Raw genomic sequence first — 26,500 nt, 5'->3', positions numbered from 1 at the left:
TAATTAATTAACACTTATAACTGATCAACGTTTTATAAAAAACACTAATTAGATGCTAACTTACTTTAATACAGTAACATGACCATACAATTCATGTTCTCCACCTTCAGTATCATAGCAGACTATTTTCCAGACGTAAACATCATCTTTGACCAAGATTCCGTTGTAGGTTCCGTCCCAACTTGAATTAATATCCTGGGTATGCCAAACTTGCTCTCCCCATCTATTAAAAATCCACATATCATAGGTATCTATAGCCATTCCATATGCTCTAAATGTTCCATTTTTAGAATCACCATTAGGGGTAAATGTATTAGGAACATAAACAGAGAAAACCCCATATACATGGACAGTTCCGTAGGCTGTATCTGAGCAACCAAAATCAGAATACACTATCTGCATCACTTCAAAATAACCTGTGTCGTTGTATTCATGCAGTGGATTAGATTCATTACTGTAATTCCCATCTCCAAAGTACCATTCCCAATCTAAGGTCCCATAAGAATTATCAATAAACTGCACTTCTGGTTCTAAAATGCTCACTTCTGAATGAATAGGACTAAAGCCGGCCTCAGGCTTAGGATAAACTACCACAGGATAACTCAAATCATTGGTAAAGGTACATCCATCTGAAGTTGTAAGGCTTAAGCTTACATAATATTCACCTGGCTCATCAAATATGTGAATAGGATCTTCTGCAAAAGAAGCAGAGCCATCATCAAAATTCCATTCCCAATTTGTTATGATACCTCCAGCCACTATACTTGAATCGTGGAACTGCATCTCTAAAGGTTGACAACCTGCAGCAAAATTAGGTCCGTATAAAAATGTTGGAAACGGATGAGTTTGAACATTTTGGATTACCGTATCTGTACATCCAAAATTGGATGTTACGATTAAACTCACATCAAAATTATCTACTAAATCTTGAAAAGCATGTTGAGGATGTTGTACAAATGATTGTGTACTGTCATCAAAATCCCATTCCCAATTCACGATAGAACCAGAAGAAATGCTGGACAAATCAGTGAACTGTATTGTGTCCCCAGGACAAGCTATCGGAGCTGTAAATGCAGCAACAGGTGCAGGATGAACCACAATTGGAATATCAACAGAGCTTGAGCATCCAAATTCGGAGGTTACCGTTAAATTCACAGTGAAAGTACCATCTGATGTAAAAATATGCGTTGGGTTTTGAGATGTCATTACCGGGCTTCCATCTCCAAAATCCCAGGTCCATGAAACAATAGCTCCATTGGCAATTGTGGATTGATCAGCAAATGAGACAGGTGCATTTTGACACCCCTGCAAGTCAAGGAAATTTGTAACAGGTACATCTAAAACTGTAATATCCATTGTAGTTGAGTTAGAACAACCACCTGTTGTTTGTACAGTATGGATAACATTATAAGTTCCAGGAGCACCATATAAATGACTTGCATCCTGCGTTGTAGCAGAATTACCATCTCCAAAATCCCAGAAATAATCTGAAATGGTTCCTATTAAAATGTTAGAATCATCTATAAAATTGACTGTATTTCCGTCACAGATTGAATCCTGAGCTATGATTCCGGCCTGAACATTATCAACTACTTCAACAATTTGAAAAACCTGATCTGAACACGCCCCACCTGCTGTTACAAACAATGATGCTATATAAGTTCCGGGTCCTGCATACGTATGTTGAACCACAGGTCCTATTGAAGAAGAATTACCATCTCCAAAAGTCCATATCCATGAAGACGGAAAACCTGAAGATGCATCTGTGAAAGTTGTTGGATTACCCAAACATACAGTATCTGCTATAAATTGCGCAACCGGAATATCTGAAACAAAAACCGGTAGAATTATTGAACTATCGCAACCATTAACATTGGTAACTATTAACTCAACATCATACTGTCCGGGTGATTGAAAAATATAAGTAGGATTCTGTTGAAATGAAGTATTTCCATCATCAAAATCCCAATCCCAACTAGCCAAAGGAGTGGCATCAACAGTTAAGTCAGTGAAAGAGGTAATACTAAACAAACAAACCGTATCTGCTGTAAAATTTGGAACAGGTACAGTAAACACCTCAACAGGTACAACCGTCGTATCCATACATCCGGCAATATTTCCAACTATCAAAGTAACATTATATATACCTCCCGGATTGAATAAATGAGACGGATTTTGATTGTTATCTAGAGGTGAACCGTCACCGAAATCCCACTCCCAAGTGGTTGGCCCTAGGGTAGAAGTATCTGTGAAAGCTACCGATTCTCCTGCACATACAGTATTATTTACAAATCCGGCTTGAGGCTGAACTAAAACATCAACTGTTTGGATTATCGTATCTGTACACCCAAAAACATTTTCTACTATCATTTCAACATCATATGAACCATCATTAGCATATGTATATGAAGGAGAAGCATTGTTATTAATTGCTGTTCCATCTCCAAAATCCCAGTAATAATTTAAGCTTCCAGAAGAGTTATCAGTAAAAACCGTTGGGTAAGTATGGCAAGCAACTGAGAAAGTGTAATCTGCAAAAGGATTAGGATTAACAGTAATTGTTTGAATTGAAGTATCAGTACATCCCTGAACATTTGTCACTACTAATTGAACATCAAAAGTTCCTGAGGTTCCATAAACATGTGTTGGGTTCTGAGTAAAACTAAATGCAGATCCATCACCAAAGTCCCACTCCCATGCCACCGCATCAATTGAAAGATCTGTAAAAGATGTCAATGCATTTAAACAAACGGTATCAAACTCAAAATCGGCAGTTGGTAATGGAAATACTTCAACAGATGTAATAATCGTATCAATACAACCAAAAACATTTTCAGTAACCAATTGCACATCAAACAAACCAGGAGTCAGGTAATTATGTGAAGGGTTTTGGGTATTGTCCACAGCTGAGCCATCTCCAAAGTTCCATTCCCAAATGGTTGGCGTTCCACCTGTCAAATCAGTGAAAATGGTTGTTCCTCCAAGACAAGGTGTGTTAGTTGAAAAATTAGGGGTAGTTAAAGGATTAGCCTCTACTGAATAAACAATCGTATCTGTACATCCACTTGCTGAATATCCCGCCACCAACATTACATTATAGGTTCCTGCCGTTGTATAAACATGTGCCGGATTTGGATTATTTGTCAAATCAGTATTTCCATCTCCAAAGTTCCATTCCCAGGTATCAGGAGCTCCCAATGAAGCATCTGTAAAAAAGGTGGTATCATTTGTACACACTTCAACAAAAGTAAAATCTGCTGTAGGAATTGGTGTAACTGTGATTGGCAATGAAGTAGTATCAGAACAACCATTACCGGCCATAGTTATTAACTCAACTGTATATGTTCCGGTTGTGGCATAAATATGAGTTGGATTTTGATTGTTATCAACTGGAGAACCATCACCAAAATCCCAAATCCATGTTGTTGGGATACCGGATGAATTATCTGTGAATTGAGATAGTGAACCCAAACATGTTGGATTAGTTATAAAATCTGCAATTGGCACTTCACTCACCGCAACTAATTGATTTGTTGTTGCTGTACATCCCGCAGGATTGGTTACAGTTAAAATCACATTATAATTCCCTGCTGCACCATAAAAATGAGTTGGGTTTTCATTGTTATCTACAGGAGAACCATCCCCAAAATCCCATTCCCAAACAGTGGGTGATCCGGTAGATAAATCTGTAAATGATGTTGTATCAATGTCGCAAACAACAGTAAAATTAAAATCTGCTGTAGGAATAGAATCAACATAAATATCATATGTCATTGTATCTGTACAACCAAATGCAGTAGTCACCACCAATTGAGTAGATATATCTCCTGTCAAAGTATAAGAATGAGAAGGACTTATGGCAGTTGAAAAGGTTCCGTCTCCAAAATCCCACTCATAAGTTGAGCCACCTGTTGAATTGTTTAAAAAAGCAATTGGATCAAGAGCACAAGCTGTATCCGGTAAAGGTGTATAATCCGCAATTGGCAGAGGATGAACAGTGACATTAGTTTCAACTGAATCTACACAGCCATCAGCAGTTGTAATAATCAATTGAACTGTATAAATACTATCATTTGCCGCAGCAACATAAGTTTGATTTGGAGGATTTTGTCCATTGAAAGTGTTCCCATTTCCTAAATCCCAATCGAAAACATCACCCGGATTATTAGGTGAAGTATTTGTAAAAGACACATCTAAAGGTGTACAACCATTATTAGGAGTAACAGTAAAAGAAGGAATTGGTAATGGATTGGCAATTATTGCTACCGTATCATTAGCAATACATCCATTCACATTTACTTGCAAAACAATATCATAAGAACCGGCTGTTGCGTAATTTAAAGTTGGTGGACTATACAAATTTGAAGTTCCTGGTGTTGCTCCATTAAATATCCAATTGTACGTACCTCCCAAGGTTGAATTATTCGTAATATTTACATCAAAATTTACACATCCACTAGTTGGATTAGCCGTAAAATCTGCAATAGGAAAAGGATGTACAATTATATCCGCAGTTGCTGTATCAGGCCCACAAAATCCATCTACAATTAACGTTATTGTGTAATTTCCAGCTACATTATAAGTAACTGTATGAGGACCCTGAGTTGCTTCTGTTTGCGTGACAAAATCCCAATCATATGTAAGTGCTTCTCCTGTTGAAGTTGAAGTAAAAGTGATACTTTCCCCAACACAAATTTCGGTTGCTGACAAGTTAAAATTCGCAATAGTTTCAGGATGTACAACAATGGTTTCAAGATCAGAATCATTTCCGCAAATATTGCTCCCATTGAGTTGGATAGTGTGATTAACCGGTGCATTAGTTCCGGAATTAATAAAGGTTTGATCAGGTAAATTTTGATTTGTGGAAGTAAAAACTCCATCTACAAACCACTGGTAATTCATTGGATGAACGTAAGAGTTATTAGTTGTTTGTACGGTCAAAGGTGAACAGCCATCCAAAGGGGTGGACACAATATCCACAACCGGTAAAGTGTCCAAAGTAACTGACATAATCAAAGTATCAGGTCCACAAGCATTTTGAGCAACTAACATTACTGTATAAGTTCCGGCGGTATCATATGCTTGAGCCGGAGGTGTTGTAGTATTAGTATAAGTGTTTCCATTTCCCATATCCCAATAAAAGTTGTTGGCAGGCTGTGCATTTGTAGAGGAATTGGTAACCGTAAAATTATGAGGAGCACATCCTAAAGTTCCGCCTGAAAAAGGGAGATTTGTACCAAAGTTAGCCGTTGGACCATCAATGATGACAATAGGACTAATTGTAGCGTTGGCCATGTTACAACTGTTAATAGCTGTAAGAGAAATGGTATAGGTTCCAGCGGTTGTGTAAGCGTGTGCAGGTGGCGTTGGACTTGTAGTTGTTATTACAGAACCATCCCCAAAATCCCATACATAAGAATTTGCATTTACAGACAAGTTAGTAAGGGTAGACATAGTATGAGGGGCACAACCTGAGTATTCAGTAATATCAAGCGTCATTGCTGCCGATACATACTTTTCAAAAACTACAGTCAAGGTTGCTGTGGAAGTGCATCCATTAGCATGAGTAGCTGTCATTGTTACGGTGTATGTTCCAAATGAAGTATAATCATGAGTGAATGGCGCAGATGACCCTGTAGTAAAAACTGGTGAACCATCTCCAAAATCCCATTCATAACTCACCGCATCTGTTGTAGAATTAAAAAATGTAACTGTTTCTTGGGTACTTGGATCCGCCGGTAAAAGACAATTCGTGAGGTCTCCATCCCCATCATCACCACTGATGTTAACATTTGGAATATCTAATGCTGTAACAATTTGACTTGTAGAACTTGTACATCCGGGTCCGTTAGTTACAGTCAAATTGACATTATAAGTTCCTCCTGCAGCATAATTGTTTGATGGATTTTGTTGAGTAGATGTATTTCCGTCTCCAAAATTCCAGTTGTAAGTGGTTGATCCTTGAGTACCAGTACTTGTATTATTGAAGTTAACTGTTGTTCCCGCACAAGCATTATTAGGTCCAAAATTAAATCCGGCACTTGGGGTTGGATAAATATTAACTACCATAATTGCAGTATCCGTACATGGAACAGATGCATCTGTTGCTACCAACATGTAGGTGTATGTTCCCACAGCACCAATATTATCACTGTTTGGAGCGGCTAAACCTGAAGTATTGTCAATTGATGATCCATTTAAAAACCATTCATAATCTGCGGCTGCAGCATTAACACCTGTTGAATTGTTGGTGAAATTTATTGTTGTAGGTCCCGGGCCACAGATATCAGTTTGGGAAGTTGTAAAAGCTGCATTTACATCCGCACACTGCGTCCATCCTACTAATTGAGAAAGAATTAATAGGGCAAGAAGTAGTAGCTTTTTATTAATAAACATTCCTTGTAGTGTACCTCAAGTATTTGTTGTGATTTAGATAACGTAGTTAGCCTTAAATCCGTTGCCATTTTCAACTTTTAAAAATACAATTTTTCATCACCTAAAAAATTTCCTTTAATTTAAATCGATTAAGTAACTTTGAAATCAAGTATTTGTTGGGATGAAACATTTGTTAATCTTATTGCATGTGCTGACAGTTTGCAATTCAATTGCACAACAGGCAAATGAACTTCAATTTATTGATATCAGCAATGACATTATTGTCCCAAATCACTATGTAGTTTCAAAATCCAAATTTCCTATTTTAATTGATGGGAAAGATTCGGATAAGGCATGGAAAAATATTCCTTTTACAAATTCATTTGGAGATATTGCTGATGGCGAAAGTCCCAGATATGAAACTAAAGTTAAAATGCTTTGGAATGACGAATATCTAATGGTTTATGCAGAAATGATGGAACCACATATTTGGGCAGATATCACCAAACGGGATGAAGTTATTTTTTACAACAATGATTTTGAAGTATTTATTGATCCCAGCAGTGACACTAAAAATTATGCTGAAATAGAAATCAATGCGCTTAATACCGTTTGGGATTTATTACTGGACAAACCCTACAGAGTTGGAGGAAAGGCCAACAATGAATGGAACTTAAATGAACTAAAATCTGCTGTAAATATTGAAGGAACGATTAATGATCCATCAGATACAGACATAAAATGGAGTGTTGAAATGGCCATACCTATGAAGGCTTTATTGACACTTAAAAACAAACCCAGAAAAACTCCTGTTAATGGAGAATCTTGGAGGATCAACTTTTCAAGAGTTCAATGGCAACATGAAATTGTAGATGGTAAATACAAAAGGAAATTTGTCAAAAATAATAGCATGGGAGAAGACAATTGGAGTTGGACAAACCAAAAAGCTATCAACATGCACGCTCCTGAAATGTGGGGATACTTATTTTTCTCTGATAGCGCCATTGCTGACCAATCATTATTCAAACCAGATCAAGATGTATTAATAGAACAAAGTGCTTATGCGCTATTTAGAAAAATTCGTTTTGGTGATTTAAAACAACTGACAACATATCATCAGGGATTCAAAAAAGAATTGAAGATTTTATATAGTGGTAAGAAAACTTTAACCGCTCATTTTTTTAAAACAAACAAAGGATTTGAGCTGAGCATTCAATCACCAAAAAGTGGCAAAACTTACCTTATTAATGAAATGGGAGATCTTTCTGTAAATCAAAATAAGAATCCCCTTTTCACATTTGCCACCTGGGCACACGGTGACAAAGTATTTGACAAGGAGAAATGGAACGATAAACTGGATAATTATAAATCAATTGGAATATCTGAAGTTTTAGTTGGAGGGAGCCCGGAATTTTTACAGCCTTTGATTGAATTGGCAGGGCAAAAAGACATTAAAATCCATGCATGGATGTGGACATTGAACAGACCTAATGACAGCACATGTATGCAACATCCGGATTGGTATGCAGTGAATAGAAAAGGAGAAAACTCGTTGGATTACAGGGCATATGTAGATTATTATCAATGGCTTTCACCTTTTCATCCAGAAGCAAGAAACTATATTAAATCCAATGTAGAAAAACTTACTCAACTACAAGGTCTTGCCTCAATTCACCTGGATTACGTACGATATGTTGATGTAATATTAGGTGCTCAATTACAACCAAAATATGGATTGGTACAAGATCATGAAATGCCTGAATACGATTATGGATATCATCCAATTGCAAGAGAACAATTCAAGGCTAAATTCGGATATGACCCTCTTGATCTGGATAATCCTGAACTCAGTGCTGAGTGGAGACAATTTAGATTAGACGCCATTACTACTTTGGTAAATGAATGTGTAGCTATTGCTCACTCAAAAAATATTAAGATGACTGCAGCTGTTTTTCCCTATCCAGAAATGTCAAGACATATGGTTAGACAGGCCTGGGATGATTGGAATTTGGATGCAGCTTTTCCTATGCTGTATCAAAACTTTTATAATGAAAGTACAGTATGGATTGGCTTTGCAACTAAAACAGATGTACAAAAAGTAGACTTTCCTATCTACTCAGGTTTGTACATACCCGGATTATCAAAAAACGAAGATTTGGAAGACGCGATAAGACAAGCCTACAATAATGGAGCTTCAGGCGTATCAATTTTTGAAGCAGATAATTTGAATGAAGAGCAAAAAGGAATTATAAAAAGATTGTACAAAGAGTTTAATAAAAACCTATAATCTAATTTCAAAAGCTCCATCTTCCTTCAGATTGTGTACTAATGATGACAAATAGTTATTACTAATAAATTCTCGTAATCCATATTTTACTTTTGGTCCAATCACAATAGATACATTATTGGATGCAAAAATATCCAGCCACTCTTTTTTGATAAATTCAATATCATGCAGTACAACATAATCCACCACCGGAATATTGATATCTAATTCATTGCTCAATTCCTGATTCAACAACAGTAGTTTTTTACCTCCTGCAGAAATTAACTTTTCATTATTTATGCTTTTAAAATAGCTCGGTTGTTCATTACCTGTTCGGTAAAACCAGTTGTGCTTCACATGAAAAAGCAGCTTTTCCTCATCATCCATAAATTCTTTAGTGGCAAAAAATGTATTATTCCTTCCCTGAAATACATCAATTGCAACTTCATCACTCACGTTATAAATACAAATTGAATTTTCATTATTTAAAGCATTGTTTTCCCAAACATTAAAAACCAAAAGGATCAAACATCCACTTAGTGATGCAATAAGGGCTTTTGACTTTCTGTGAATAAAAGATACTGCTCCCAAAAACAAGGAGATATAAATTAAAAACACTTCATACCATTCAATGCTTATCCCCCATAAAATTGAATAAGGCAATTTCTCTACCCATTCTACTCCAAAGTTGAGCACATTTATTAGCACATCTAAAACATACAATAATAAATCATTGATAAGAGGAATTATATGCAAAATCAAATATGACATTCCAACAATTAGTATAAAAAATGCCATTGGAATCACTAAAAGGTTCGACAACAAAAAGAAATTGGGGAATTGGTGAAAATAATACAGTCCTAAAGGAAAGGTTGCAATTTGAGCAGCAATCGACACAGCTGAAATTTGCCAGGCTTTATAAAGGATTTTATTTTTAACATAAAATAGATTCTCAATTTTTGGTTGTAAGTAGACAATCCCCAGAACCGCTAAATAACTCAATTGAAACCCCACTTGAAATATAATATAAGGATCTGTTAAAATCAGTAAAAAAGCAGACACCATTATACTTTGATAGACGTTAGTTTCTCTCTGCAACTCCTGCCCCACTATTATAAATGAGAACATCACAGCAGCACGCATTACTGAAGGCGATAATCCGGTTATGAAAGCATAAAACCAAATTCCTGAAAGCAACGCAATAACATAAATATTCTTGCCAAATTTGAGTTTTTTGAATGGCTTCAGAAAAGTCATTAAAATGAGCATCACAATTCCCACATGCAAACCACTCACTGCTAGTACATGCATAGCTCCGGCACTGGAATAGGACCTTAAAACATCTTTATCTAAATACTCTTTTTGACCTAAAAGCAATGCATTTGCAACCATAGCGTTTTTAGGAGACATACCAGAATCGTTAATCAACTCACTCAAATTTTGACGCCAACTAAAAATGGCAGATAAGAATGGATTTGCATCATTGCCTTTCAGCCCCCAGTTATCCTCTTTAACATATCCTTGCTCATGAATATTATGAATTCTCAAATACCTGGCGTAATCAAACTCTTTTGGATTACCATTTGATTTGATTTCTTGAAAATTGGTTTTGACAGTTATCAAATCACCATATTTCAATTTTTGAGAACGATCACTTTTTTGAAAATACAATAGACTTTTACCGGACACCTGTTCATTACCAACTTGTAAAACATCTACCACGCATTTAACAGATTTTGCCTTTTCCTCAGGCATTTCAATCACCTGAACCAAATATGTATCTGCTGACTTGTTCGCAAAATAATTAGGATTAACTGAACTATCGTGTACTTGGGCAACGAATCCTCCAAGGGTAAAAGCGAATAACGTCAATAAGACTCCAAACACCAGATTGCCTTTTTTACTTTTTGACAAAATAGGTAGGGACAACAAAAACAAAGCGAACAGTTCGGCTACTATAAACCAAATAGATAATGAAAACCCGGTATAAAAATGAACAACCACACCAATTATTATTGGTATGAGTAACTTAAAGATGAGCGGGAAATTCATCACAAAATCAATTTTATATCGAAAGGTTCAATCGATAAATATATGATTTTGAGGAAAATAACTCTTTTAACCCCTCAATTGATGTTGCTAAAGTGTTTAAAAAGTTAAGAAGGCCGCACGTTTACCACAAGAAGTTGTACTTCTGGCAATGTATCCTAATGAATAATTAACTTCAAGAACTATTTGAGCATTAATTGGTGATGTTTTATTAGCCGAAGTAATGTCATAATAGTTACTAAATGGATAATTTGTTGCCTCATACGTATCTGAGGTTATTCCGGAAAAAACGTAGTTAAATCTTAAGCCCATCATCAGAGAAATAATCTCATTTCCAATCATGTGAGCACCAAATCCAAAAGTGACACCTGTCATTCTTGAATCTATCAACTCCTCAGCAGTAGGTGAAACACCACTTCCTGCTTCGTCCTCAATGTACTGGTTACTGGCAAATAAAAATTGTGGTCCAATTTCAAGATATGACATCTCTTTAGTGAATCTAAACATTGGCATTACACCAAGTGCGTTGTATCCAAACTTGTATTTATATGATTCAGTTGAAGTAAATCCGGGAATTTCTGATTGATTAAATCCAAAATTATACTTTCCGTAGTCTACATCACAAGTTAAGCCTACATACTCACCAAAGTTAATCCCTACTTTTCCACCGAAAAAGTAGTTCATTCCTACTCCAATATTGAGTCTGCTATCATCATTTAAAGTTTTGTTCATTGGAAATCCCGCTCCAATTCCCGCTTTTGCTCCAACGTCAAACCACAACTGTGCATTACAAATTCCAACAATAAGCACAAAAGCAATGGTAAATAAGTGTTTCATAATACCGATTTTAAGCAATAAAAATTTGGAGGTCAAAAGGGGATTCAAGACTAAATGTAATATTTTTAATGATATAGCATTAAAAAACAACACTAAAACCAATAGGTTTAAAATCATTTTACTATTTTAGTCGCCTAATTAAACCTACAAGAAATGAGAAAATCTGTTTTGATATTATCTGCTGCGGCTTTCAGTTTCAGCTTGTTTTTGGAATCATGTGGAAACTCTGAGCCGGAGGACGTGATGGACGTAGACACTTCTTTAACTGAAGATATTGATGTTGACTTATTTGATGAGTCACCAGAAATTGACTACCATTTACCTTCTCCATTACAAGTAGCAAGTATCTTTAAAAAATCAGGTTTAGAGTACAATGCAGGAATTACTAATAGTGTTGACAATGTTGACAACTATACTGATGAATTAAAACAGATGTTAAACTTTGGAGTTTATTCTGCTGACATGGCTTATTGTGTATTAAACGAGCAAGCAAATGAAGGTAGAAAATACTTAAAAGTAATTACTGAATTAGCAGGTGAAATCGGAATGGAATCTGTGTTTGAAAATCAGGATTTAATGGATCGTTTTGACCTTAACATGGAAAACAAAGATTCAATTGAGATTTTGATGATTGATATCCATGAGAGAACTGAAGAGTTCATGGAAGAAAATAACATGCAACACAATTCAGCTATTCACTTTGCCGGAGCTTGGACAGAGGGAATGTACCTTGGGGTTTATGATTATGAAAACAATGGACAAAAGGATGGTTTAGGTGCTCAAATGACTGAACAAATGGCTATCTTAAACAATATTATCAAGGGATTGAAGGATCCTAAAAATGATGGCATGGAACTTGGATGGTTAGTAGCAGACCTTGAAAAAGTACAATCAACTTTTGATTCGTTTGACTCAGTTGTTGCCTACTATGAGGATGAAACTGCAGACGAACTTATTTTGAATGACACAGAATACAACCAACTAGGAGTACTTATTAAGGACTTAAGAGCAAAAATTATTAACGGTTAAAACCATTACCTTATGAAGAAGTTATTAACAGGTTTAGCAATTATTGGGTTCGGTCTCGTAATTGCTCAAACAGCATCCAACTTAACCGAGTTTAAAGAGAACATTGCTTCTCAAAAAGAAGAGGCTAAAAAAGCATTGAAACCATTTAGATATGATGGTTCAAAAGTGACTTATTTCAATTTCAAAACATATAAACAAGTAAAAGAAGTTGAGATTTACTTATTCAACAATACAGATTACAGATTCTCATTTAATGGTAAATCATTAGCAAATGATGTTACAATTAAAATATTTGATGAGGATAAAACAAATACAGACCGTGTTTTACTAAAAGAAGTTTCTGGTGTACAAGGAAGCAACCTATTAGTAGAATCAGATGAATTAAATGATATCTACCAAACTAAGAAAAAAGGTGCGGCTAGATTGAAAAGAGTTTTTGTTGACTATGAAATCCCTGGAATTCCCGGAGCAGAAAACAAAAAACCGACCATGGAAGAAAGAGGTGCGGTGATACTTGTTATGGGATACAAGAACTAGAATATAAAAAAGTACTTGAAACCCTGACAAATCACTTTGTCAGGGTTTTTTTATGGACAAAATTCAACTGAAGATTTTAAAGTATTAATTTTGCAAGCATAATTTAAAAGCATGATTGAAGTAAAATTGCCTGACGGCTCAGTAAGAGAATATGAAAATGGCACTACTGCCCTTGATGTTGCTATGAGTATTAGTGAAGGATTGGCCAGAAATGTACTTGCCGCAGAAGTAAATGGTGAAGTCATTGATTCAATGCGTCCATTACCTGAGAAAAGCGAACTAAAGCTATTAACATGGAATGACAAAGGCGGAAAATCAACCATGTGGCACTCTTCTGCACACCTTATGGCAGAAGCAATTGAGGCTTTATATCCAGGCACAAAATTGGCTATTGGTCCTCCAATTGAAAACGGGTTTTACTATGATATTGATTTAGGTGGACATCATATTACAGATGAAGATCTACCAAAGATTGAAAAGAAAATGAAAGACCTGGCTTCTCAAAAAAATGAGTACATCCGTCAGGAGATTTCAAAAGCTGATGCAATTAAATATTTCACTGAAAAAGGTGACGAATATAAATTAGAATTAATTGATGGTTTAAATGATGGGGACATCACATTTTACACTCAAGGTAATTTTACCGATTTGTGTAGAGGACCTCACATCCCAAATACCGGACATATCAAAGCAATTAAATTAATGTCAATTGCTGGAGCTTACTGGAGAGGAGATGAAAATCGTCAACAATTAACCAGGATTTACGGAATTACCTTTCCTAAACAAAAAGAGCTAACTGAGTATCTTGAAATGCTTGAAGAAGCAAAGAAAAGAGACCATAGAAAATTAGGTAAAGAATTAGGGCTTTTTACTTTTTCTCAAAAAGTTGGAATGGGTTTACCGTTATGGCTACCTAAAGGAGCTCAATTAAGAGAGAGACTAGAGCAATTTCTTAAAAAAGTGCAAAAAGATGCCGGTTATTTACCGGTAATCAGCCCACATATTGGACACAAAGATCTTTACGTTACTTCTGGACATTATGCCAAGTACGGTGAAGACTCGTTTAGACCAATTCAAACACCTCATGAAGGAGAAGAGTTTTTGCTTAAACCAATGAACTGTCCTCACCACTGTGAGATGTACAAATCTGAACCTAGATCTTACAAAGATCTTCCTATTAGATTTGCTGAATTTGGAACAGTATATCGTTATGAGCAATCTGGAGAATTACATGGTCTGACAAGGGTGAGAGGATTTACTCAAGATGATGCTCACTTATTTTGTACACCTGATCAGGTAAAAGATGAGTTTAAAAAAGTAATAGACATTGTTCTTTACATTTTTAAAATTCTAGATTTCCAGAACTTTAAGGCGCAGATATCTTTAAGAGATCCTGAAAATCCTGAAAAATATATTGGATCTGATGAAAACTGGGAAAAAGCAGAAAGTGCGATCATTGAAGCAGCTGCTGAAAAAGGACTCGACACTGTTGTAGAATATGGAGAGGCAGCCTTTTATGGCCCTAAATTAGATTTCATGGTCAGAGATGCTTTAAACAGAGAATGGCAACTTGGAACCATTCAGGTTGACTACAATTTACCTGAACGATTTGAATTAGAATACGCAGGAGCGGATAACGAAAAGCACAGACCGGTTATGATTCACAGAGCTCCTTTTGGCTCTATGGAGAGATTTGTCGCATTATTGATTGAACATTGTGGAGGTAAATTTCCGCTTTGGTTAACTACAGATCAAATAGCGATATTGCCTGTGTCTGAAAAATTTAATGATTACGCAGAAAAAGTTTTAAAATTCTTAAATAATTACGATATTCGCGGATTCGTTGACAGCAGAAACGAGAAAGTTGGGAAGAAAATCAGAGATAACGAGGTGAATAAAATCCCTTTTATGCTGATTGTTGGAGAGAAAGAAGCTGCCGCTAACGAAGTGAGTGTCAGAGTACAAGGAGAAGGTGACTTAGGTTCTATGTCCCTTGAAAATTTTGAATCTTACATTCGCAAAGAAATTGAAAAAGAACTTAACCAATAATACGCATTGATTTAACGATCAATGGTTTTAGGAAAGGAGGAACAGTTATAGCAATAAAAAGAAAAAATAACCGCGGGCCTTATAGAAAACAAGAAGAGGCTCATAAAGTTAACGAGAGAATTACAGCTCCAAAAGTACGCGTTGTATGGGACGGAGGTGCTGAGGTTATGAACGTAAAAGATGCTTTAAGAAAAGCAGAAGAAGCTGAATTAGACTTGGTTGAAATCTCTCCAAATGCAGATCCACCGGTTTGTAAAATTATTGACTATAAGAAGTTTCTGTTCGAACAAAAGAAGAAAAAGAAAGAACTAAAATCTAAACAGTCTAAAGTTGTTATAAAGGAGATTCGCATGGGTCCTAACACTGAAGATCACGATTTTAAGTTCAAACTTAAACACGCGCAGTCTTTTTTAAAGGACGGAGCTAAAGTTAAGGCATACGTTTTCTTCAAAGGAAGAAGTATTGTATTTAAAGACAGAGGAGAAATTTTATTATTGAAATTTGCTCAAGAGTTGGAAGAATACGGTTCAGTAGAACAACTGCCAAAATTAGAGGGTAAGAAAATGATCATGATGATCAACCCTAAGAAAAAGTAAAAAACTCCGAAGGAGTCATTAATAACAGATAAACTTCAACATAATTGTTGAATTAAAACAGACACAAGATGCCAAAGATGAAGACGAAATCCAGTGCTAAGAAGAGATTCAAAGTAACTGGATCTGGGAAGATTAAGCGTAAACACGCTTTCAAGAGCCACATCTTAACAAAAAAATCAAAGAAGAGAAAGGCAAACTTAACTAAAGCAACATTGGTTCATACAGCTGATGAGCCAAACGTAAAAGTTCAGTTACCTAAAAGATTCTAATCCTCTTTGAGTTTTTATTAAAGAGAAGGTTAAATTATTAAACCCGGTATTGAGTAACTAAGAATCACGGTTCATTCGCAGTGTTCACTTCATACCAAAAAAATTAAAATTATGCCAAGATCAGTAAATGTAGTAGCGGCAAGAGCAAGAAGAAAAAAAACAATGAAACTTGCGAAAGGCTACTTCGGAAGAAGAAAAAACGTATGGACAGTATCTAAAAATGCTGTTGAGAAAGGTTTACTTTACGCATACGAAGGAAGAAAACAAAAGAAAAGATCATTTAGATCTATATGGATTCAGCGTATTAACGCTGGTGCTAGACAACACGGAATGAGTTATTCTCAATTCATGGGGAAAGTTCACGCAAAAGGAATCACTTTAAACAGAAAAGTGCTTGCAGACCTTGCAATGAATCACCCTGACGCTTTTAAAGCGGTTGTTGATCAAGTAAAATAAATTAATTATTCTGTTATTAATGAAAACCGGTTCCCTCAAAGGAGCCGGTTTTTTTTATCCCCTATCCTTCCCTACTTTCAATCATTTTATAATTATTTTCGTCTTCTAGTTACTTTATCATTTTTTGGTATTTATTGTTACGGATGATTGGCAAAGAGAAATATTTTCGAGTACTGGGAATAAATCCTACCAATGATCAAGGTGCCATCAAGCGCGCATATCGTAAACAAGCACTTAAATATCATCCTGATAGAAATGATTCTGCTGATGCTCACTATCAATTCATCAAAATAACTGAAGCTTACGAAGTTCTTACCGGACAACGAAAAGTTAAAAGTAATCACACCACCTATAAGCCTAAAACCAAGGAAGAAATCTTTGCAGAAAAGGTAGCTTTGGCCAAAGAACGTTGGAGACAATATCAAGCCAAAGAAGAAAAAAAGGATAAGGAATACTATAGAAAAATAGCCTTTGGATGGACCTGGAGAGTTTTCCAATTTTTTGCCGTTTATTCAGCTTTATGGTCAACTTTATTGATTTGTGATTATTTTCTTGATGGTCAACACAAATCCATTCCGGCAGGTGATGATAGGGTTATTTTAGATTATAGAGATCGCATAGTTTCATTAAACAAAGAAATGTTTCATGTAGACAATGAGGACTTTTGGATTGAAGGAAGAGGATACCGACCGATTAGAACAGAATATAGCTACCTGTTTAATGATATGAGAACCATTAGTGTATTGGCTGAACCAATGCCTCCATTCAACCCTGATTCTCACTCCAACAGAAGAATGCATAAGTATGAAAACTTTATAAATAAGGAGGTTTATCAAACCACTTCTGTAAATTCAGTTTATGGAGCTTTTCCTATTCTACACATCATCTTTTTTGTACCCTTGATATTGATTATTTTCAAAAGACCTAACCTGAGATTTTCTTTGTGGAGACTACTCTCAATATGGGTTATCTTTCCAACTATTGTTTTCTTCACTTTCAATAACAATCGAATTTTCAATCTTTTTGATCTGATCTTTGAATAGTCTGTTGTTAAAATTCTTTCAAATTGGCTATTTTTGAATATGATGAATAAGATAATAGCATTTCTCTTAATTGCATTTAGCACCATTTCTGTTAAAGCTAAAGATTTGGACGCATACGTAATCTACACTTCAGATGGTAAAAAAGTAGATTTCTTTAAAATGATGAAAGAGTTAGAAGACAAGAAATTTGTCTTTTTTGGGGAGCTACACAACAACCCTATTTCTCATTGGCTTCAATTTGAAGTGACAAAAAAATTATACAACAAACACAAAAGCAGATTGGTGTTGGGAGCAGAAATGTTTGAAGCAGACAATCAATATATTATAGATGAATATTTACAGGGAAAAATCTCAGCTTCTAGTTTTCAAGATGAGGTAAGATTGTGGCCCAATTATGATACCGATTATAAACCTTTAATGGAATTCGCCAAAGCTCAAGGTTTATATTTTGTAGCTACAAACGTTCCAAGAAGATATGCGTCAATGGCTTATAAACAAGGAATTGATTCGCTTAAAACATTATCAAACACAGCGCTTCAGTACATTGCACCATTAGATAATTTCAAATTTGACTCTACAGTAAATTGTTATAGAAAAATGATTCATGAATTTGGCAGTCATGGTGGTGTAAATATTGCAACAGCTCAAGCTTTGAAAGATGCAACTATGGCCCATTTTATTCTAAAAAATTACAGCAATAGAAATGTATTTCTTCACTTTAACGGAGCTTATCATTCTGACTTCCACGAAGGAATTATTCATTACTTAAAAAAGGAAGTTAATGAAGATAAAATCATCACTATTTCTACTGTATCACAAGAAAGTACAGATGAGCTGGAAAAGGCTTATTACGAATCGGCTGATTTTATAATTTGTGTTCCTGAAACAATGACAACTACTCATTAAGTTACACAAGATTTAAAAGATGCCAACAGAAATTAAAGATCCGGGAATTGGAACTCAGTTTGACAAAAATGTCAAGCGAATGATCAATGCGGATGGAAGCTATAATGTAGAAAGAAAGGGAGCAAGAAGAGGTTTCAAGGATGTCTTTAAATATCTATTGGAAATTTCATGGACAAGGTTCTTCTTGATTCTGTTCTCTTCATATATCCTAATAAACATACTTTTTACTTTCATTTATCTTTTAGTAGGCTTTGATAACATTGCTGGGATTGATCCTAAAAATGGTCCTGTATTTTTTCAGGCTTTTTTCTTTTCAATTCAAACCTTTACAACGGTAGGATATGGAACATTGTCTCCGCTTGGAGTGGCAACTCAATCTATTGCGGCAATTGAAGCCTTTGTGGGATTTATGACTTTTGCATTGGCCACTGGGTTACTTTATGGTCGTTTTTCAAGACCACAATCCAAACTGATGTTTGCTGACAATTTTGTTTACTCGAAATTTGAAGATGGCCATAGTTTTAAATTCAAACTAACCAATCTAAGAGATGTTGTTTTGCAAGACGTAGAGGCAAAAATCATTTGCATGTTTACAATTGCTCATGAAAATGGCCAATCTGAAAGAAAATTTTACAGATTAAACCTTACCATTCCTCATATTGAAATATTGGCATTAACATGGACGCTAGTGCACAAAATAGATGAAGACAGCCCTTTCTGGATGAAGAGCAAAGAAGAAATTATCAATATGCAACCGGAGTTCTTAGTACTTGTTCATGGATATGATGAAGTATACGCAGAAAGAACAAGAGCTAGAAAATCATATATCGCTCAGGACATTATTTGGAATAAGAATTTTGATACCATTTTTCAAAGTAGAAAAGATGGTATGATTGAATTTGATGTACGTGACTTAAATAAAGTAAAGGATGAGTAAAATTCCTTTAATGGAAGATTTTTATTCGCTTCAAGGCGAAGGTTATCACACAGGAAGACCTGCATATTTTATAAGGTTAGCAGGCTGTGATGTGGGATGTGTATGGTGTGATGTTAAAGAATCCTGGGATAAAAATGCCCATCCTGAGGTGGAAATTCAAGAAATCGTAAACAGGGTTTTGGCTTCAGGTACAGATTTTGTAGTTATTACAGGAGGAGAACCTGCAATGTATGATTTGAAAGACCTAACTGCTGCTTTAAAAGAGCATCAAATTGAAATAGCCATTGAGACCTCTGGAGCATATAAACTAACTGGCGAAATAGATTGGGTTTGTCTTTCACCCAAAAAATTTAAACAGCCACTTGACGAAATTTACCCTTTAGCGCAGGAGTTAAAAATGATTATATTTAACAAACATGACTTTCAATGGGCTGAAGAGTTAAGGGAAAAAGTAGCAACTGATTGCAAATTATACCTGCAAGCTGAATGGGATAAGCTAAATCAGATGTTACCCTTGATGATAGATTACGTTAAAAAGAATAATAACTGGAAAATATCCTTGCAAACTCATAAGTTCATGGATATTCCATAAGAAAATCGGATGAAGAATTTACTTACAATTTTATTTGTTGCCTTGATCGCTTCTTGTAGCATGGCACAACCTGGAAAATGGAACACCAAAAACAAAAAAGCTATCAAATTAGTAGAGGCAGGAATGGATGCAGCTCACAATGCTCCGATAGATCAAAATGGTAGACTAGATTTTTCAGACGCTATCAACTACTTTGACAAAGCCATTGCAAAGGACCCAAATTTTACTGATGCGTATATCTTAAAAGCAGAATACAGCATGCGTGGTGGAGATCCTGAAGCTGCTATTCAAGCATATCATACTTTGATTGCAATTCCTACTTTCACTACTTCCACCGGTTATGTTTATTACGATTTAGCCAATCTGGAATTTGCTAATGGAATGTATAAAGAAGCATTAGAGCACGCTCAAAAATATGCTACTTATCGTACGGCTCCGGATGATATGAAACAAGAAAATCAATGGATTATTCTAAACAGTGAGTTCGCTATTGAAGCAATGAAAAACCCTGTGCCTTTTGACCCGGTAAATGTAGGTTCTGGTGTCAATACATATGATCCTGAATACTTTCCTACGCTTACGGTTGATCAAAACAATCTACTTTTTACAAGAAGAGTAACAAACGAAAGAACAGGTCAATGGCAAGAAGATTTCTTTATAAGTGAAAATGACAATGGTTATTGGAAAACAGGTGAGCCAATGCCAACCAATATCAATACCTCATTTAACGAGGGTGCACCAACATTTGCTCCTGATGGTAAAACATTGATTTTTGTCGGTTGTGCAGTAGAGAGAGTTGGATATGGTGGAAACAGAAGAGGTTATGGTAGCTGCGACTTATTCATTACTCAAAAAGTGGGAACAAAGTGGTTAGACCCAATCAATTTACCGGGAATGGTAAACACTAAACACTGGGAAACTCAACCATCACTATCATCTGACGGAAAAACACTTTATTTTATTCGTGGACAAATTAGAGGAACAGGAGGAAGAGCGCAAAGAAATGGAGACATTTACATGTCAAAGTTGCAGGAAGATGGAAGCTGGGGTGAAGCTGAAAAATTGCCGGATAACATCAATACAAAATACTCTGAATCTTCATGTTTGATTCACCCTGATGGTAAAACGCTTTACTTCTCATCAAACGGGCATATTGGAATGGGAGGATATGACTTATACATGACACAACTTCAACCGGATGGAAGCTGGAGTGATCCCGTGAATCTGGGCTACCCAATCAACACACATCATGATGAAAACTCATTATTGGTATTTGCTGATGGTAAATTGGCCGTGTTTGCTTCTGACAGACCGGGAGGTTTAGGAAGTCTTGACCTTTATCAGTTTGTATTACCGGAAACTGTAAGACCTACCAAAACTATATACATGACAGGAACTGTATTTGATATAGTAAGTAGAAAAAAATTAGGTGCAGAATTCAGTTTGAAAGATCTTGAAACCGGTGAAGAAGTTGTGAGATCATATTCTGATCCAATGGATGGTTCATTCTTGGTTTCATTACCAATTAATAAGAAATATGCTCTTTTCGTTAATAAAGAAGGCTACCATCCATACACTGTGAACTTTGATTTGGTAGTTCCAGAGAACTCTGAAGAGCCATATCACATGGATGTTCCGCTTACTCCTTTGTCTCAACCTACAAGTGGAGAAATTGCTTTGGCCAACGTATTCTTTGATTTGGATTCAGACAAATTACGTCCTGAGTCATTTTTAGAATTGAATGCATTTGCAGCATTTCTTAAAGCGAATCCTAAAATGAAAATTGAGTTACAGGGTCACACGGATTCACAAGGTGATGACGCGCACAACATGACTTTATCTCAAGGCCGTGCTAAATCTGTGTACAATTACCTTGTTCAACAAGGAGTAGATGCTAAACAGTTAACCCATAAAGGATATGGAGAAACCAGACCATCTACTTTTACAGATGCAAGTGGTAATGAAGTAAAAAGAACTGAAGAATGGATTAATGCTTTGCCAACAGATAAAGCTAAGAAAGACGCTCACCAACAAAATCGTAGAACAGTTTACATTGTGTTGGAAAACTAGCGATTAAAAATAAACATCATGTTACTGCTACACTTTCTCCGACTTATTCGGTCTGGTAACCTTATGGTTATTGCAGTAACAATGTGTATTATCCAATCTTTTATTGCTACTCATGGAAATAATAAGGAATTTGTTCCTCAATTTCATAGTTTATCGGCTCAATCAGAGAGCTCAGGTTTCTTAGCAAGTAATAATTTCAATTTGGACTTTTTCTTGCTGATTATATCTGTGGTGTTGATAGCTGGGGCTGGCAATATTATCAATGACTATTTTGACATTAAAGCAGACAGGGTTAATAAACCTGAAAAAATGGTCGTTGAAAAGCACATTAAAAGACGTTGGGCAATTGTTTGGAACTGGATTTTTAATTCAGTCGGCTTATTTATTGCAACATATTTGGCCTGGATACATAGTAATATGTGGGTTGCATTAATTGCCTTTATAACGATTAACTTTCTTTGGTTTTACTCAGCTTTGTACAAAAGGAGAATCTTTGTAGGCAATATACTAGTAGCCCTTTTAGTAGGGATCGTACCTATCTATGTAATGATTTATAATTTCCCGCTTAAAGCATTCTACTTTCGATTTCTTGAAAATGGACAAACCATGTACATTGAAATAGATTCATTTTTTGTGGTTAAAGTGGTTGTAATTATTGCCACAATTGCCTTTGTAATAAACTTGATGCGTGAAATCATCAAAGACATGGCAGACATAAGAGGAGACATGCATTTATCTGCCAGGACAGTACCTATTTCTTTAGGTATCAAAACAACCAAAACAATTTTAATTTTAATGTTGATTCCGCTATTGGCATTAATGGCTTTCTACATCTATGATATCATTAGCCTTAATAATTTGTTTTCCACTAATAGTTTAGATGAAATCATTAATAATTCAAAGGGAAGTTTGTTCATCAACATCAGTTGGTTTGTGTTATTTGTTGTTCTTTCTGCAGTTATTTGCTTGATATCTTTCGGCATTTTATTAACTGCCAACTCAAGAAGCAGATATTTAATTTCATCCAATCTTTTAAAGCTAGCCATGTTATTTGGAATGGTAAGTCCTTTATTTTTGTAGCATGTTAAACAACCTGGCGAATAAAAACATAATTCTGGCTTCAAAATCTCCCAGAAGACAGCAACTTTTACAAGGGTTAGATATTGATTTTGAAATCAGAACAAAAGACGTTGAGGAGATTTATCCTGATGATTTAGAAAACGAAAAAGTTCCCGAATATCTTTCCAAACTTAAAGCAGAAGCTTTCAAAGATGAATTAAATGACAATGATATTCTCATTACATCTGACACAGTAGTGATTTTAGGAGATACTATTTTAGAAAAACCAATGGACAGAGATCATTCTCTGCAAATGTTAAGAAAGTTATCAGGGCAAACGCATACAGTTGTTACAGGTGTTTGCATACAATCCCTTAACAAAGAAGTTGTTTTTTCTAATCATACAAAAGTGACATTTGCTCATTTTTCTGATGTAGAAATTGCTTATTATGTAGACAAATACCAACCATTTGATAAAGCAGGTTCATATGGATGCCAAGAGTGGTTAGGTTATATCGGAATTGATCATTTAGAAGGAAGTTTCTACAGTGTTATGGGGATTCCTTTGCATCAAGTATATCAAGCCTTAAAAGATTTTTAAGTCAAATATTGGCTAAATTTGTACTTCAATTTAGTTGTATGAAGTATAATTTATCAGAAATCACAGACGTTATTAAAGACCGAAGAACTGTTTATCCTGAGTTTTACTCAGATAGAAAAGTTCACAAGGAGCAGATTGAAAGAATTTTGAATAACGCTATTTGGGCCCCTAATCATGGTTCAACTCAGCCGTGGAGTTTTAAAGTTTTTATGGAAGAAGGTCGACAAAAGTTGAGCGATTTCTTGTCTAATCTTTATGCAGATAAATTTAAAGGGGACGACTTCAAAGAGATGAAGTTTAACAAACTTAAAAACAGACCTATGATGGCTGGTGCTGTAATAGCTGTTTCTTACAAAAAGGATCCTGAGAGCAAAATTAAAGAACTGGAAGAGATTGAAGCCGTTGCTTGTGCCATTCAAAACATGTATTTGACTTGTACCGCTTGGGGATTGGGAAGTTTCTGGGCTTCTCCCGGCTTGATTTACACAGCTGAAATGAATGAATTTTTAGGGCTAGATAAAGAAGATAAATGTCTTGCATTGTTCTACGTTGGCTATCCAAAACCAGATTACGAATGGCCAAAAGGACACAGAAAACCAATTGAATATTTTACTGAATGGGTGCTAGAATAGGAACATTAGGACTGGTTAATTACCGAAAACACCCTGAACAGGAAAGATTCAGAGTATTTGCTTTTGGTTCAGAAGAAGAGGCAGACATGTTTCAAACTGAATTAGAAAAAAGAAACATTTGGTTTGAACGAGGTACTGAAGAAGCCAAACAAGGGCAAGTTTATCTTTTTGGTGTAGATAAAAGTGACTTTAAACAAGCCATGCAGGCGAATTATGCAGTTGCTGCTAAACACAGAGATCCAATGATAAAGAATAAATTTCTGAGATATGCGTTGGTGATTTTAACTGCTTCTCTAGTCACTTTAGGCTTAATTGGATATGTAAAAAATATGAACAAGTTGAAAGAAGAGACCGAGAAAATTCAGCAAGATTAAAGTACATTCGTTCTATGAAGACCTTTCATTTAATTGTATTTAGTTTGTTAATGTCATTTGCCTCAATTGGGCAAAAGGGTGAAACCTTGTTTGGATTACAATACAAACCGGTCATCCCAAATAGACTAATAGGTTTTTATGAGCAAGAATTTAATCAATCTCCCTTTGAGTCTACAGTTAAACAAAAATATGGACACGCAGCAAGCATGTTGATCAGAATTGGAATAAATGACAAATTAGCCGTTGAAACTGGCTTAGGGTTTACGCAACGAAATTACGATCTCAATTTTGCTCACATTGATAGTGGCTATACCGCAACTGGTGATGTTAGAGTTGTTAGCTATTCATTACCCGCAAAATTTTTAGTGTTCATTCGGTTGTCTGACATGTGGTACATGAACACCGCTTTGGGTGCTGCCATGACTATGTTCCCATCTGATGTTCAAACCACCTACCCCATCTCACTCAATGAAAATTTTCAGCAAGAAGGTGCTTACAGATCAAAAGTACAAGGAGCTGCTTTAGCCAACGTAGGTTTTGAATGCAGAACAAAATCTAAAGGAACTTTTTACTTTGGTGGAGCTTATCATTTGCCTTTTATTCCAATAATGACTTTCGCAATGTCATATGAGCACATCTCTAATCCATTAGTTTCAATTGACAATATTAGAGGTAGCTTCTTAACTGCCGATATCAGGTACTATTTCCCTGAAAACAAGAAGGACAAAAAATAACCTACTGCGTTTCTTAACTTTTATCATCTCATTCTAAAAAAATGTTAATAAGCTTTTTTTTTCTTGCATTGTATTGTTTTAATTATAACTTTGTTTTTCAAAGTGCTTTCTTATGAAGAATACAAATCCAATAGAAGATCTACAGGAAATCCGCAAAATGATGGAAAATTCCTCAAAGTTTTTATCCCTGAGTGGGCTATCTGGTGTTTTTGCAGGTATAGTGGCTCTTGCCGGAGCTTTTGGAGCTCATTTGCTTATTGAAAAATTTATCCAGAAGCAATTGCACTATTATGCCATAGGAAAGTATGATGAAGCAGCTAAGGCTTTAGAAATGAAGTTAATTGGAATAGCTGCAGCTATGTTAATTTTAGCTGTTGGTGGAGGCTTACTGATAACCGCTATTAAAGCAAAAAAGAATGGCGAAAAACTCGTTTCCCCTGTTAGCTGGAGATTATTATTGAGCTTGATGATTCCATTATCTTTTGGTGGATTGTTTACACTTGGATTGTACTATCAGGCTACTAATGTTCCGCAATTGTATTATTTAATTCCTCCGGCAACCTTAATCTTTTATGGAATGTCATTGTTGAATGCCAGTAAGTATGTGCATGTAGATATAAAATACCTAGCTTTGAGCGAAATGCTGTTAGGGGTAATTTTGGTGTTTAAACCCGCCTGGGTACTACCCGGATGGGCACTAGGATTCGGAGTTTTACATATTCTATACGGAATCATCATGTACTTTAAATACGACTATAAAAAATAAAGCAGTTGAGTAAAATTGACGGTTTAAATAAAGCATTTGAAAGTCGTGTAAGACTTGGTATCATGTCCATATTAATGGTCAATGACTGGGTAGACTATAAAGTGATTAAAGAAAAATTAGACCTTACTGACGGTAACCTCGCTTCTCATATCAGTGGTCTTGAAAAACTAGAATATATAGAAGTGAGAAAAAGATTCGTTGGAAAAAAAACAAACACAAGTTATAAAACAACTCCCTCTGGACGCAAAGCATTTCAAGAACACATCAACGCTCTTGAAAAGCTGCTAAAAGGAATGTAATATTTTTTTAACCCTATACTTTGT

At 35.5% G+C, this 26,500-nt stretch carries 22 protein-coding genes; 19 read left to right on the top strand and 3 right to left on the bottom strand.

Annotation, left to right across the window (positions count from 1 at the left end; genetic code table 11):
* Positions 1 to 60: 60 nt before the first annotated feature.
* Positions 61 to 6,396 carry a PKD domain-containing protein gene (locus K6119_RS17215; RefSeq protein WP_221833672.1) on the bottom strand — a complete coding sequence of 2,112 codons (6,336 nt, stop codon included), beginning with the start codon at positions 6,394 to 6,396 and terminating at the stop codon, positions 61 to 63.
* A gap of 160 nt (positions 6,397 to 6,556) precedes the next feature.
* Here K6119_RS17215 and K6119_RS17210 point away from each other — a divergent pair, with 160 nt between their 5' ends.
* Positions 6,557 to 8,662, top strand: coding sequence for a family 10 glycosylhydrolase (locus K6119_RS17210; protein WP_221833671.1), 2,106 nt, complete (start codon positions 6,557 to 6,559; stop codon positions 8,660 to 8,662).
* Here the strand turns inward: K6119_RS17210 and K6119_RS17205 are convergent.
* Complete coding sequence (locus tag K6119_RS17205) at positions 8,657 to 10,693, bottom strand: ComEC/Rec2 family competence protein (RefSeq protein WP_221833670.1); 2,037 nt, start codon at positions 10,691 to 10,693, stop codon at positions 8,657 to 8,659. The genes K6119_RS17210 and K6119_RS17205 overlap by 6 nt on opposite strands.
* 96 nt (positions 10,694 to 10,789) lie before the next feature.
* On the bottom strand, positions 10,790 to 11,527 hold the full coding sequence (locus K6119_RS17200) for a PorT family protein (protein WP_221833669.1): 738 nt from the start codon (positions 11,525 to 11,527) through the stop codon (positions 10,790 to 10,792).
* A gap of 153 nt (positions 11,528 to 11,680) precedes the next feature.
* Between K6119_RS17200 and K6119_RS17195 the strand changes: the two genes are divergently transcribed.
* The 18 genes from K6119_RS17195 (at position 11,681) to K6119_RS17110 (ending at position 26,476) form a co-directional block, all read left to right on the top strand.
* The gene (locus K6119_RS17195) at positions 11,681 to 12,556 is read left to right on the top strand and encodes a hypothetical protein (RefSeq protein ID WP_221833668.1); all 876 of its coding nucleotides are present in this window, start codon (positions 11,681 to 11,683) and stop codon (positions 12,554 to 12,556) included.
* A gap of 12 nt (positions 12,557 to 12,568) precedes the next feature.
* Complete coding sequence (locus K6119_RS17190; RefSeq protein ID WP_221833666.1) at positions 12,569 to 13,093, top strand: hypothetical protein; 525 nt, start codon at positions 12,569 to 12,571, stop codon at positions 13,091 to 13,093.
* A 111-nt stretch (positions 13,094 to 13,204) separates the two neighbouring features.
* A complete protein-coding gene (gene thrS / locus K6119_RS17185; protein WP_221833664.1) occupies positions 13,205 to 15,142 on the top strand; it encodes a threonine--tRNA ligase in 1,938 nt (645 codons plus the stop codon).
* A 47-nt stretch (positions 15,143 to 15,189) separates the two neighbouring features.
* On the top strand, positions 15,190 to 15,738 hold the full coding sequence (gene infC, locus K6119_RS17180) for a translation initiation factor IF-3 (protein WP_418889092.1): 549 nt from the start codon (positions 15,190 to 15,192) through the stop codon (positions 15,736 to 15,738).
* Positions 15,739 to 15,806: 68 nt separating this feature from the next.
* A complete protein-coding gene (gene rpmI / locus K6119_RS17175; protein ID WP_221833662.1) occupies positions 15,807 to 16,007 on the top strand; it encodes a 50S ribosomal protein L35 in 201 nt (66 codons plus the stop codon).
* A 111-nt stretch (positions 16,008 to 16,118) separates the two neighbouring features.
* Complete coding sequence (gene rplT, locus K6119_RS17170; protein WP_221833660.1) at positions 16,119 to 16,463, top strand: 50S ribosomal protein L20; 345 nt, start codon at positions 16,119 to 16,121, stop codon at positions 16,461 to 16,463.
* Between the two features lie 143 nt (positions 16,464 to 16,606).
* Positions 16,607 to 17,506, top strand: coding sequence for a J domain-containing protein (locus K6119_RS17165; protein ID WP_221833657.1), 900 nt, complete (start codon positions 16,607 to 16,609; stop codon positions 17,504 to 17,506).
* A 39-nt stretch (positions 17,507 to 17,545) separates the two neighbouring features.
* On the top strand, positions 17,546 to 18,412 hold the full coding sequence (locus K6119_RS17160; protein ID WP_237828046.1) for a ChaN family lipoprotein: 867 nt from the start codon (positions 17,546 to 17,548) through the stop codon (positions 18,410 to 18,412).
* A gap of 19 nt (positions 18,413 to 18,431) precedes the next feature.
* Positions 18,432 to 19,349 (top strand): ion channel, encoded by a 918-nt coding sequence (locus K6119_RS17155; RefSeq protein ID WP_221833652.1) that lies wholly within the window; start codon positions 18,432 to 18,434, stop codon positions 19,347 to 19,349.
* Positions 19,342 to 19,941 (top strand): 7-carboxy-7-deazaguanine synthase QueE, encoded by a 600-nt coding sequence (locus tag K6119_RS17150; protein WP_221833650.1) that lies wholly within the window; start codon positions 19,342 to 19,344, stop codon positions 19,939 to 19,941. Before K6119_RS17155 ends, K6119_RS17150 begins: the two co-directional genes overlap by 8 nt.
* A gap of 9 nt (positions 19,942 to 19,950) precedes the next feature.
* Entirely contained in the window at positions 19,951 to 22,011 is a 2,061-nt protein-coding gene (locus K6119_RS17145; RefSeq protein ID WP_221833648.1) for an OmpA family protein, read from the top strand.
* Positions 22,012 to 22,074: 63 nt separating this feature from the next.
* The gene (locus K6119_RS17140; RefSeq protein WP_221833646.1) at positions 22,075 to 23,091 is read left to right on the top strand and encodes a geranylgeranylglycerol-phosphate geranylgeranyltransferase; all 1,017 of its coding nucleotides are present in this window, start codon (positions 22,075 to 22,077) and stop codon (positions 23,089 to 23,091) included.
* Between the two features lies 1 nt (position 23,092).
* The gene (locus K6119_RS17135; RefSeq protein WP_221833643.1) at positions 23,093 to 23,671 is read left to right on the top strand and encodes a Maf family nucleotide pyrophosphatase; all 579 of its coding nucleotides are present in this window, start codon (positions 23,093 to 23,095) and stop codon (positions 23,669 to 23,671) included.
* A 38-nt stretch (positions 23,672 to 23,709) separates the two neighbouring features.
* The gene (locus K6119_RS17130; protein ID WP_221833642.1) at positions 23,710 to 24,303 is read left to right on the top strand and encodes a nitroreductase family protein; all 594 of its coding nucleotides are present in this window, start codon (positions 23,710 to 23,712) and stop codon (positions 24,301 to 24,303) included.
* Complete coding sequence (locus K6119_RS17125; RefSeq protein WP_221833641.1) at positions 24,288 to 24,677, top strand: hypothetical protein; 390 nt, start codon at positions 24,288 to 24,290, stop codon at positions 24,675 to 24,677. Before K6119_RS17130 ends, K6119_RS17125 begins: the two co-directional genes overlap by 16 nt.
* Positions 24,678 to 24,691: 14 nt before the next feature.
* Entirely contained in the window at positions 24,692 to 25,411 is a 720-nt protein-coding gene (locus K6119_RS17120) for a hypothetical protein (RefSeq protein ID WP_221833640.1), read from the top strand.
* Between the two features lie 112 nt (positions 25,412 to 25,523).
* Positions 25,524 to 26,177, top strand: coding sequence for a hypothetical protein (locus tag K6119_RS17115; RefSeq protein WP_221833639.1), 654 nt, complete (start codon positions 25,524 to 25,526; stop codon positions 26,175 to 26,177).
* A gap of 5 nt (positions 26,178 to 26,182) precedes the next feature.
* A complete protein-coding gene (locus K6119_RS17110; RefSeq protein WP_221833638.1) occupies positions 26,183 to 26,476 on the top strand; it encodes a winged helix-turn-helix domain-containing protein in 294 nt (97 codons plus the stop codon).
* Positions 26,477 to 26,500 lie beyond the last annotated feature (24 nt).

It is taken from the genome of Paracrocinitomix mangrovi, from assembly GCF_019740355.2.
GTDB classification, from domain to species: Bacteria; Bacteroidota; Bacteroidia; order Flavobacteriales_D; family Crocinitomicaceae; genus Paracrocinitomix; species Paracrocinitomix mangrovi.
Note: the sequence above shows the minus strand (reverse complement) of the source record. Positions and strands in the feature narration are given on the sequence as shown.

Coding starts and splice junctions, on each gene's coding strand:
- K6119_RS17190 (WP_221833666.1), top strand. CDS start 12,569: ATGAAGAAGTTATTAACAGGTTTAGCAATTATTGGGTTCGGTCTCGTA.
- K6119_RS17165 (WP_221833657.1), top strand. CDS start 16,607: ATGATTGGCAAAGAGAAATATTTTCGAGTACTGGGAATAAATCCTACC.
- K6119_RS17125 (WP_221833641.1), top strand. CDS start 24,288: ATGGGTGCTAGAATAGGAACATTAGGACTGGTTAATTACCGAAAACAC.
- K6119_RS17135 (WP_221833643.1), top strand. CDS start 23,093: ATGTTAAACAACCTGGCGAATAAAAACATAATTCTGGCTTCAAAATCT.
- K6119_RS17115 (WP_221833639.1), top strand. CDS start 25,524: ATGAAGAATACAAATCCAATAGAAGATCTACAGGAAATCCGCAAAATG.
- K6119_RS17200 (WP_221833669.1), bottom strand. CDS start 11,527: ATGAAACACTTATTTACCATTGCTTTTGTGCTTATTGTTGGAATTTGT.
- K6119_RS17120 (WP_221833640.1), top strand. CDS start 24,692: ATGAAGACCTTTCATTTAATTGTATTTAGTTTGTTAATGTCATTTGCC.
- K6119_RS17145 (WP_221833648.1), top strand. CDS start 19,951: ATGAAGAATTTACTTACAATTTTATTTGTTGCCTTGATCGCTTCTTGT.
- K6119_RS17150 (WP_221833650.1), top strand. CDS start 19,342: ATGAGTAAAATTCCTTTAATGGAAGATTTTTATTCGCTTCAAGGCGAA.
- thrS (WP_221833664.1), top strand. CDS start 13,205: ATGATTGAAGTAAAATTGCCTGACGGCTCAGTAAGAGAATATGAAAAT.
- K6119_RS17195 (WP_221833668.1), top strand. CDS start 11,681: ATGAGAAAATCTGTTTTGATATTATCTGCTGCGGCTTTCAGTTTCAGC.
- K6119_RS17130 (WP_221833642.1), top strand. CDS start 23,710: ATGAAGTATAATTTATCAGAAATCACAGACGTTATTAAAGACCGAAGA.
- K6119_RS17160 (WP_237828046.1), top strand. CDS start 17,546: ATGATGAATAAGATAATAGCATTTCTCTTAATTGCATTTAGCACCATT.
- K6119_RS17140 (WP_221833646.1), top strand. CDS start 22,075: ATGGTTATTGCAGTAACAATGTGTATTATCCAATCTTTTATTGCTACT.
- K6119_RS17205 (WP_221833670.1), bottom strand. CDS start 10,693: ATGAATTTCCCGCTCATCTTTAAGTTACTCATACCAATAATAATTGGT.
- K6119_RS17210 (WP_221833671.1), top strand. CDS start 6,557: ATGAAACATTTGTTAATCTTATTGCATGTGCTGACAGTTTGCAATTCA.
- rpmI (WP_221833662.1), top strand. CDS start 15,807: ATGCCAAAGATGAAGACGAAATCCAGTGCTAAGAAGAGATTCAAAGTA.
- K6119_RS17215 (WP_221833672.1), bottom strand. CDS start 6,396: ATGTTTATTAATAAAAAGCTACTACTTCTTGCCCTATTAATTCTTTCT.
- rplT (WP_221833660.1), top strand. CDS start 16,119: ATGCCAAGATCAGTAAATGTAGTAGCGGCAAGAGCAAGAAGAAAAAAA.
- K6119_RS17155 (WP_221833652.1), top strand. CDS start 18,432: ATGCCAACAGAAATTAAAGATCCGGGAATTGGAACTCAGTTTGACAAA.